This window comes from Gemmata sp., from assembly GCF_051859125.1.
In the GTDB taxonomy this organism is placed as follows: domain Bacteria; phylum Planctomycetota; class Planctomycetia; order Gemmatales; family Gemmataceae; genus Gemmata.
The window spans coordinates 1-9,494 of sequence record NZ_JBHYGG010000128.1; the positions used below are offsets into that span (position 1 = coordinate 1).

Genomic DNA, 9,494 nt, shown 5'->3' on the forward strand with positions numbered 1-9,494 from the left:
GACCACCCCTCACACTAACGCACACGGCTTGCATGGATTCTTTCGGCGGCGGAGGCGTGACCTGTGAATTATGCCCGAGTACCGCGGTTGATGATCCATGCGTGCTCTGCCTTGCCTCCTCGCAATCCTGACCGCGGCCCCCGGGTGCAGCAACTCCGGGAAGCCGATCTTATTCGTCCTTCCGAATGACTTCACGGGCGAGTTCTCCGTCGTGAAGGACTCCGCGCACGGGGCGGAGTTGGTGGAACAGAGCGTCGGGTGGGTGATCGAGATCCCGCCGAGTGGGGTGCTGCGGGTGAAGGACGACCGCTCGTTCTACCGCTGGCACGCCGAGCGCGCCCGCTACGCCGACGGGCGCGAGGTGTCGTATCAGCATATCGGGACCATGGGGGGTAGCCGCCCGACGCCGCACGGTTCCGAGGGCAGCACCGACTTCGATGGCACCACGCACAGATACCGGGTAACCGGAAGCGGTGCGGCCCGCCCACTCAAGGATTAACCGCCGCACGCGGGGCGGCCGAACTATCAGCTCGCCGGCCTGGCCGCTTGATCGTTTCCTGTTGCTCTCCAGTCGTCCGTGTGCGCTACTGGTGGCGCGACTGAGCCGGTGATCTGTTAGTTCGGCGAGGGAGGCGCGGCAGATGGACGGCGACGTGCGGGAGTACGAGTACCGCCCCAGGTGGACGATGATCGTGTTCTGTGCCGCGTTCTTCGCGCTGTGCGCCGCTGTTCTCGGCTCGAAGGCCGCCAACAACGACCGCGGCCTCATCATCAACCGCATCATCGAACTCGGGCCGGACGGCGCGACCACCTTCTACTGGGTGCTGACCGCGCTCAGCGGCGGGTTCGTTGCGATGGCCGCGTTCCTCGCGTACCATCGGGTCACGTTCCAGCAGCGGCTGGTGTTCGGCCCGGCGGCGGTGACCGTCCCGGCCTCGCGGTGGTCGCGGGAGGAGAAGGAGATCGCGTACCGGGACATCGTGGCCCTGTCGGAGGCGACGATCGGCGGACAGCGATTCCTGCACGTCGCGCACCCCGGCGGCAAGTACAGCATCACCGCGTCCATGCTGCCGTCCAAGGCGGCATTCGCAGAGGTCTGCGAGCTGCTGGCCGTCAGAGTTCAGGCGGCGCACGCGGGCAACCAAAGGCAGGCCGAACCCATCGCTGCACCTGACCCGGCAACGTGATCTGTTTCGTGTTGCTCGCCGGCTTGCGATTGTCGTGATTGGTGTCGCGGCCGGGCCGGTGAGCTTATCGTTCGGCGAAGAGAGGCGCACCGATGGGCTTCATCCCCGAGGGGGCGCGTTGGTACCTCGCCGACGTGGTGCTGGAGCACCGGCTCGACGGCGCGGCCGAGAACCTCGTCTACGTCAACACGCACCTGATCGAGGCCGGCTCCCCGGACGAGGCGTTCGACAAGGCCGCCGCCCTCGGCCGCCGGGGGGAGCGGGCGTACGAGAACACCGACGGGGTGCGGGTGCGGGTCCTGTTCCGCGGGCTGCGGGAGCTGAACGTCATCCACGACCCGCTGGAGGACGGGGCCGAGATCATGTACACCGAGGACATCGGGGTGCCGGAGGAGCGGCTGCGGGAGTGGGGGCGGCCGCGGGAGCGGTTGGGCGTGTTCCGCGCGATCGAGCCGCGTGCCGCCGGTCCGAACTGTCTGCCGGCGGTGTTCGGGCCGCTCGTCGGGGGGTCCGCGTCGGGGGCGGCCGGGGCGGCCCCGGACGCCGAACCCGCCCGCCCTGCACCTGGCACCGGCCGCGTGTAGGCTGTCCCCGACCGCAGCGCACCGGAGCGGGCGGTGCATGTGATCCGGGTCGTTCGCCGTAGGAGGACATCGCGGCGTGTCGTTCTCGACCGACATTGCGAAGTTGGTAGCCGACCAGTTGTCTCGGTTCGTCACCCTCAACCCGCACCAGTTGGCCGGGCAGGTGGAGAACCTCGACTTCTGGCTGGGTCAGGTGCGGCACGCCCTGGCGGTCATCGACGGGTACGGCGTGCGGTTCGTCCGGCTGCACGCCGCCCAGGAGCGGTACGTCGCCGTTCACAGGGTCACCGCGTCGGTTGTCGATCCGGCCGGCGCTACTGAGCGGCCGCCGCCGCCCGTCCGGCGCACCTCCGACCGGGAGTTGCGGCACGCGCGACGAGCACTGGTCGAGGCCACCACCCGGTTCCTGGAGCGGTGCCGGGCCGTGGGGTTGGTCGCGGACTCGGTCGCGACCGCCGCGCTCGCCGAGTTCGCGGAGTAAAGGCACGCCGAACCGGGCGGTGCAGCAGACGGTGGGGGAGGTGGGCTTTCTCAGACGTGTCGCTCACTCAGACCCCCGCCGCTGCGGAGCTACTCGTTCGGCGGGTGGACGGCGTTCCGTCCGGCGGGGTCGTTGAGACGCGGTAGAGACGCCAGCAAGACTCAAGGAGGATCGCGATGCGTATGAACGGACTGATCTTGGCGGCGAGCCTGGCGCTCACCGCCGGCGTCGGCGCTGCGGACAACAAGGACACCCTCAAGGGCGACAAGGAGAAGCTCCAGGGCAAGTGGCACATCGTGTCCGTCGCCGTCGAGGACACCGTGATCAAGCGCGAGGACGTGCCCCGGGAATGGAAGGGCACCTTCGAGAAGGACGTGCTTGTCGAGGGGGACCGGTTCGGCCAGGTCGGCTCCAGCACCGCCAGGATCGAGCTCGACGAGACCCGGACCCCGAAGCAGATCACTGTCCGGGACGACGGCGGCAAACTCACCTTCCGGGGCATCTACGCTCTCGACGGCGACGCCCTGAAGGTCTGCGTGAACGGCGACGGAAGTGACGTGCGGCGTCCCGAGGAGTTCGTGACCAAGAAGGGCACGCCGCTCCTGCTGATCGTGCTCAAGAAAACCCCGGCCGACAAGAAGTAGTTGCCGCACGGTGTGAGGCGCGCCGCCCAGAGGTTGCACAGGACCGGGGCCGCATGTCGGCTTTCTCGGGTTCATGGTCGCTCGGCGGACCGGCTGCTGAGCTGGTCCTTCGGCGAAGGAGGGTTGCGAATCGGGCGACGTTACAAGCGGCTGACCGTGCTGCTCGCCGTCGCCGCCGTGGTGGCCGCGACTGTGAGTGCGGCGGCCTTCGTTGCCCTCGATCGCAATCTCGACCCGTTCGACGAGTGCCCGTTGAGCCCGGCGGCGTGAGCGGCCGCCGACGAATAAGAGCGAGGGCGAATGGCCCGGGACGCCACCGGGCCTCGCTCGGGCGACCCATTCACGGTAACATGGGAGCCGCCGCAGCGGATCTGGCGGGCATGTAGGTTTTTGCGACCCCAACTCACCCACGCCCACCGGGCAGGTGTGCCGTCTCGTCGGGCCACGGAGGCGCGATCGCAGGTGGATGCGGCTGGCGCACTCGACCCGGACACCGTCCACGACCGCGAGACGTTTCTCGCGTTCGTGCCGGCCGTGGTGGCGGACCGCGAGGCCGCCGTGAAAGCCGAGGAGTTGAAACCAACCGATCCCCGCGTGCCCAGGCTCGTGCCCGGTGCAGGCGGCTGGTACAACTTCACGGTCGAGGGCTACCTGGACGGTGCGCGGTCGTGGGCCGAGGACAGCCTCCCGTCCGGCCGCCACACGCTCTTCGCCTGGGGTGAGCCGGATTCCGGCGTGCGGGCGTGGCGGTGCCCCGCCGCCCCCGCCGCCGTCCCTGCCGGGGCCGCACCGGACCACCGGATTCTGCTCGGGTGCCTCGGCGGGGTGGTGGAGCGGTTCAACGAGCCGTCCGGCAACTGGCTGCTCAACCACAACCACGCCCCCACCGCGGCCGAGGTGGAGCGAGACGCCCCCTTCATGACGGCCTTCGCGTGGGCGTTCGAGGAGTGCGGCGGGATTCGGGCAACATGGTCCTCCGGCGCGGCCTGACGCGACTCACCGACATCCACCTCGGCTATGAGTTGCACAACCGAGTTGTGGGTAATTGAACGGTCGGCCGAACGTTTACCACCCGGAGGCGAAGAACGTCCCTGCGGGGTGTGGTTCCGCGGCGGCGGCCTACTGGGCACCCTCGTCGGGTGGAGGGGCCACCTGTTCCTGACCGGCCGCAGTCAGCGGCAAACGCCGACCCCGTCGCCAGGTGATACTCAAGGTCCAGACGCCGAACCCCGCGCCGCAGCAGACGGCCCCCTCCGCAGCGATTCGTGGTCCAAAGCCAGTAGCGCGGCCGGTACTGAGCTTAAAGGTCGGCCGCCTTCTGCCGTGCCGCCTTGCCCCCGACAAGAGGTCAACGAATTGTGGCCCCCCCAACGACCCCCCCGGTGTCGCGTCGCACCATCCGCGGCCGGTTCGCCCGCGGCCTCCTCCGCGGCTGCCAGACGCTCTTCCTGCTGTTGGCCCTCTACCTCCTCGCGGTGATCGTCGGCCTGGTCCCGGTCAACAACGACTTCGCGCCGGCGGCCGACGGCGTGGAGGTCACGGTCGCCTCGTCCGGGATCCACGCCGACCTCGTCCTGCCGCTCCACAACGAGACGATGGATTGGCGTCCCCTCCTCCCGGCCGGTGACTTCGCCGGCGATGTCGGCCGCGCCACGCGCGTCGCGTTCGGCTGGGGGAACAAGGAGTTCTACGTCGACACCCGGACCCACGACGACCTGAAGGCGGGGACGGTGGTCCGGGCGCTGTTCTGGCCGTCCGCGACCTGCGTGCACGTCGAGATGTGGGACGACGGGGCCCCCCGCCCCGGGACCCGGACGGTCCGGGTCTCCCACGACCAGTACCGCCGCCTGGTCGAACACGTCCTGGGTACGTTCCGCCGGGACGGGGGCGGCCGCTGCTCCCCCATCAAGGGTGGCGCGTACGGCGCGAACGACGCCTTCTACCACGCGACCGGCTCGTACCACGCCCTCAACACGTGCAACTGCTGGGTCGGCCGCGGGCTGAAGGCCGCCGGGGTGCGGACCGGCTGGTTCACCCCGCTCCCGAAGACGGTGTCGGTCTACATCCCAGCCGCCCGAGCGGACTGAGTCGGGTGACGCGTCCCGCGCCGCCCGCATCCGGGACGCCCTGGCCCGCACGAGGAACGTCGAGGCGAAGGTGTTCGGCGGGGTCGGGTTGCGTCCCAGCGGCGGGGTCGCGACGGTCGCGATAGCCGGCGCAGAACCGCAGGCTAACGCGGACCGTGTTACCCTGCAAGTGTCGCCCGGCGGCCGGCCTCTCGGTCCCCGGCGGTCGGTGCCGCCTCGCCCGGGCTCAGAGATCTGAGCCGGATGGGCGGCCGCGAGCGGCGCGGTCGGCTCACGACTTCCCGAGCACCAGGTCGACCGCCCAACACCCCCGCACGTGCTCGCCCGGTTCGCGGCAGTGGTTCAGGATGTCGTCGTTCTCGCACCCGGCGTCTTGCAAGCGCGTCGGCGGGGATCGGCATCGCGGAGAGGTCGCGGGCGTCGTACATCCCCTGTGCCAGCGCGACCGCCGTTAACGTTCGCCACGCTGGGGAGAATGCGGCGGGACGGAAGGGGTTGTTCCCCGGCATCCACTCGCACGCCCGGTACGCGGTCCGCGAGAGCGACTCTCACTTCGAGGTCGCGGTGCGGAGTGACGACGGCGCGACGAACCTGTCCGTGGTCGCGGACGCCACCGACGCGTTGCCGGCCGGCTCGGCCTTCGGCTCGCTCGCGGAAGCGTCCGCGTTCTTCGAGGCCGGGTCACTGGGCTACTCGGCCACTCCCGACCCACACCGGTTCCAGGGGCTGGAGTTGCGGTGCGAGCGGTGGCAGGTCGAGCCGCTGGCCGTGTCGGCGGTGCGGTCGTGTTACTTCGACGACCGAGGGGTGTTCCCGGCCGGGTCCATCGAGTTCGACTGCGCACTCCTGATGCGCGGCATCGAGCACGAGTGGCACGGCCAGTCGGACCTTTGTTGTGACGCGGGGTCGGCGGCGAACCGGGGGACTGGGGCGGCCGCTCGCCGGAAGTAGCGGTTGAGTCGCACGATGGGAGGGCGTGTCGTCCGGGTACACACCGCGACCGCGAAGGAGGCTGTCGCCGATCACGGTCGCGGCTCGCCGGCGGGGTATGTCATCGACTTCGGCGTGTTGACGTACGGGCGCGGTCGAAGGTGTGATGCGAAAGCCCGGTTGCGGGGCATCGACCCGGAAGAAGTTCGCCGGTGGACGGGTTGAGGGGAGAATCGAGACGCACGGCGGGTAGTCGTTCAGCGGACCATGCCTGCCCGTTCCGGTCGCCTGCTGGTCGGAATCGAGTGACTGGCATCCGGCACCGCCCCGACCTGCGAGAGGCAGCGCCCGATGGACCCGTACCAAGAGATGCCGGTCCACCCCCACCGGGCGATAACACTCGCCGAGTACGAGCGAGACTTGGGACTTGACCGATTGTCGGGCTGGCCATCGCCTTCTTGGGCGACACTTCGAGGCGAAGTCGAGACCGAACTCGCAGCGGGCGGGGAGATGTGGGAGTGGGAGTACCGGGGCGACTCTGGACCGACGGGGATAACGGGGCTCGCGGTGGTCAGGAACGGTGGGGTGGCCCGCAAGTGGCGACTCTGGAAGCCGTGACCCGGCCGACCTTCTCGGTCGGCTGCAATGTACCGTCAAGTTGCGGCTGCCAGCACTTCTCCATTTGGAGCAAATGGTTCACATTCAACCGCTCGTCCATCCGCGAACCACCGCACGCCACTCGTGTCGCTTCTCTCGCTCGCGACCAGGAGAGACACAATGGCCGACCTGCTGAACATCAACCTCGCGAAGGCACTGAAGCTGAAGAACCGGCTCGCGGGCCGCGTCACCAAGCTCACGCAGACCGTGCAGTTGTACAACTCGACGCAGGAGACGGCCGAGCGGATCGACGTGCGCGCCGCGTACGCCGAGCGCGCCGACCTCGTCCGCCGGCTGACCGAGTTGAAGCTGGCCGTCGCGCAGGCGAACGCCCCGATCCAGCGGGACATCTTCACGCTCGCCGAGTTGAAGGCCGAGGTCGCGCTCCTCGCGGGCCTCAACACCAAGCACGGCACGGTGATCGAGGGCTACCCGACGTCGGGCGCGGTGCCGTACGTCGCCCAGTTCCGCAAGGCGGAGGTCGATGCCGCGACGACCGCCCTGGAGACCCGGATCGACGCCCTCCAAGACAAGCTCGACGCGTTCAACGCCACGACCACCATCGCGGTTGACCGGGACACGGTCGCCGTCGCGGAGGCGAAGTAACCCTTCCCTCTGCGGGTGAACGCACAGGCACGGCGTGCGGCGGATCGCAGCGGAAAGGTTGGCCCTCGCGGTAACACGCGAACTCCCCTGATAAGAGAACCGGCTGGGGATTCCGAACGTCAAGGTTCAAGGCTCAAGGACTCAAACCTCAGCCCGCAAACCGGAAACCTCACTCTTCCGACCGATTCGTTTGCCGTCTTCCCACGCCGTGTCTGCTCGAACAGCGAAGCCCACCCGTTCGTATGGGTGGGCTTCGCTGTTCGAGTCAAGGCGGGGGGCACCCACATTGTGTCGGCCGCCCTCCACGAGCGAGCAGGACGACATGAGCGACCATCAAACCACGCCGACCTTTGACTGTCGCTGGGCCACCCTGGGTCAAGGGCGGCTCACGCTCTGGCATCGCCCAGGGGCGAGAGCCGTTGCGGAATTGAAGGCGTTCGGCTGCGACTGCGTCGTCACGCTGCTCTCGTCACGAGAAGGCGGACCGACCGTCGGCAGGCACGTCGAGCAGGCCGGCATCGAGTGGTTCTGGCTGCCACTCGAAAACGGCCAGCCCCCGCAGGGACCAGTGGCCGAGGCGATCCTGGCGGCTCTTCCCCTGCTCTGGCGGCGGCTCGACGCTGGCCGTTCAATCTTGATCCACTGTTCGGCCGGCATCCATCGAACCGGGATGATCGGGTACTCGCTGTTGAGGTGGCGTGGGCACGCCGTGGACGATGCGTTGGCGGTCATCGAGAAGATGCGACTCCACACGCGGAATGGGATTCAGCGGAAGCACATCGACTGGGCGAATGAGATGGCGGTGACGGTGAAGGAGGGGAAGTGACGGTCCGGTGACGGTGAAGTGACGATGGGTGAGCTTCAGATTACCCACGAAAACAAGGCAGTCCGAAGGTCAGTGACGATAGTGACGGTGATCTTCAAGAACAGTAGGTACGGGTCGAGTTTGAGTGGCCTACGGCGGTAGGGCATGGCTAAATAGGGTGGGGCTATTCCGGGGCGTCGCCGCACAATAGAAATTGACCGTCGCCACCGTCGCCACCGTCGCCACCGTCACTGGCCAACGCAGAACCACTCGAAAACAAGGGTAAAGTGCGACCTTGAGGCACCGTCACTTCGGCCCGGCCACCGTCACCGGTCGCGCCTACAATCTCGAAACTCATCGGAAGTGACCTCACTCCCCCCTCCACCGGAAGAACCGTGGCCCCATTAAGCTGGGCACGAGGGTGCGATGAAGTTCTCAGGCAGACAGTTGAAAGACCTGGGCGTTCCCCAAGACCGGATCAAATACTTCGTGGATAAGGAGTACGACTCGCCGGAGGTGTTGCTGCGGGCGGTTGCCGAGTTTCGGGTAACGCCGGCCAAGTCGGACGAGGAGAAAGTGATCGACCGGATCGTTCGGGAGGACATGGACTGTGCGTTCCAGGTACTCTGGGAGCTCCAGGTCTTCCCATGGTCTCCCCAGTCGAACAGCACCACGCCATCCAAGCGGGAGCTGCGGCAGTGGTTGGACGACGGGGCCGTGCGGATCAACGGCAAATTCCCGAGGGCACACGAGTCCGTCGAGTTCCCAATCACCGACCTCGTGTACTTCTCCGGGGCCGCACGGCAGACCACCTCCGTGTGATTCCTGACGTGGTTCGGCGCGACGGTTGAGGTCGCTGCCGGCAATGCACGGGGTGATTCTTCGTGGGGCCACAGGGCGAACGCCCGACACCGTGCGAGGAGGTCTGCCATGCGAGGCGCGGCTGCCGCATTGATCTCGCTCGCCGCACTGAGCGGCATGGTTCTGCTTCTGATGCGAGAGTCCACCCGACTCTGGCAACTCGCGGCGGCGGGTGCCCTCGCGGGCGTGGTAGTCGGTGCATTTCACTCGGACCGACGCGGTGCCTCCGTCGGGGTCGCGGTCGGCTGCGTGCTGGGGTTGGCCGCTCCGTTCCTGTACGCCCCGTTCTGGCTCGTGTTCACGCTCCCGCCGCACCCCGATTGCGATCTGTAGGTGGCCACCACCGACACGCTGGGGATGTTTCTCGACCCGGACTGGGCGTGTTCCTGGTCGGGAACTTGCTCGCGTTCGCGGCGTTCCAGGTCTCGGCGGCAGTGATTGCTGCCTGGGTGGTGCAGAGCGCTTGTCTGTACCTTGTGGCAGGTGCCGCGGTGGGGCGGGTGGCAAGGCATGCCAAGGGCTGTTGAGCTTCCGGCTGTGACGGCTTGACAAGGTGGCAAGCGGGCAAACCCAGGTGAATAATATGGACTGGGACGACCGTAGGGCTTACGCACTATGCGTGGAGAGTCCTTGGAGTACTTGAACCAAGTAC

At 67.8% G+C, this 9,494-nt stretch carries 12 protein-coding genes; all 12 read left to right on the top strand.

Annotation, left to right across the window (positions count from 1 at the left end; translation table 11 throughout):
• The first annotated feature begins 97 nt into the window (after positions 1-97).
• The 12 genes from ACTIGN_RS13560 to ACTIGN_RS13615 all read left to right on the top strand — a co-directional run bounded on the left by ACTIGN_RS13560 (position 98) and on the right by ACTIGN_RS13615 (position 9,175).
• On the top strand, positions 98-499 hold the full coding sequence (locus ACTIGN_RS13560; RefSeq protein WP_439624636.1) for a hypothetical protein: 402 nt from the start codon (positions 98-100) through the stop codon (positions 497-499).
• Positions 500-641: 142 nt separating this feature from the next.
• Entirely contained in the window at positions 642-1,187 is a 546-nt protein-coding gene (locus tag ACTIGN_RS13565; RefSeq protein WP_439624638.1) for a hypothetical protein, read from the top strand.
• Between the two features lie 92 nt (positions 1,188-1,279).
• A complete protein-coding gene (locus ACTIGN_RS13570) occupies positions 1,280-1,771 on the top strand; it encodes a DUF4288 domain-containing protein (RefSeq protein ID WP_439624640.1) in 492 nt (163 codons plus the stop codon).
• Positions 1,772-1,847: 76 nt separating this feature from the next.
• Positions 1,848-2,252 carry a hypothetical protein gene (locus ACTIGN_RS13575; RefSeq protein WP_439624642.1) on the top strand — a complete coding sequence of 135 codons (405 nt, stop codon included), beginning with the start codon at positions 1,848-1,850 and terminating at the stop codon, positions 2,250-2,252.
• 176 nt (positions 2,253-2,428) lie between these two features.
• Positions 2,429-2,896 (top strand): TIGR03067 domain-containing protein, encoded by a 468-nt coding sequence (locus tag ACTIGN_RS13580; protein WP_439624644.1) that lies wholly within the window; start codon positions 2,429-2,431, stop codon positions 2,894-2,896.
• Between the two features lie 462 nt (positions 2,897-3,358).
• Positions 3,359-3,886, top strand: coding sequence for a hypothetical protein (locus ACTIGN_RS13585; RefSeq protein WP_439624646.1), 528 nt, complete (start codon positions 3,359-3,361; stop codon positions 3,884-3,886).
• A 392-nt stretch (positions 3,887-4,278) separates the two neighbouring features.
• Positions 4,279-4,983 (top strand): TIGR02117 family protein, encoded by a 705-nt coding sequence (locus tag ACTIGN_RS13590; protein ID WP_439624648.1) that lies wholly within the window; start codon positions 4,279-4,281, stop codon positions 4,981-4,983.
• A gap of 495 nt (positions 4,984-5,478) precedes the next feature.
• Complete coding sequence (locus ACTIGN_RS13595; protein WP_439624650.1) at positions 5,479-5,934, top strand: hypothetical protein; 456 nt, start codon at positions 5,479-5,481, stop codon at positions 5,932-5,934.
• A gap of 756 nt (positions 5,935-6,690) precedes the next feature.
• Positions 6,691-7,176 carry a hypothetical protein gene (locus tag ACTIGN_RS13600; protein ID WP_439624652.1) on the top strand — a complete coding sequence of 162 codons (486 nt, stop codon included), beginning with the start codon at positions 6,691-6,693 and terminating at the stop codon, positions 7,174-7,176.
• Positions 7,177-7,498: 322 nt separating this feature from the next.
• Positions 7,499-8,002 carry a protein-tyrosine phosphatase family protein gene (locus ACTIGN_RS13605; protein WP_439624654.1) on the top strand — a complete coding sequence of 168 codons (504 nt, stop codon included), beginning with the start codon at positions 7,499-7,501 and terminating at the stop codon, positions 8,000-8,002.
• 405 nt (positions 8,003-8,407) lie between these two features.
• Positions 8,408-8,803 carry a hypothetical protein gene (locus tag ACTIGN_RS13610; RefSeq protein WP_439624656.1) on the top strand — a complete coding sequence of 132 codons (396 nt, stop codon included), beginning with the start codon at positions 8,408-8,410 and terminating at the stop codon, positions 8,801-8,803.
• A gap of 108 nt (positions 8,804-8,911) precedes the next feature.
• Positions 8,912-9,175, top strand: coding sequence for a hypothetical protein (locus ACTIGN_RS13615; protein WP_439624658.1), 264 nt, complete (start codon positions 8,912-8,914; stop codon positions 9,173-9,175).
• Positions 9,176-9,494: the final 319 nt, after the last annotated feature.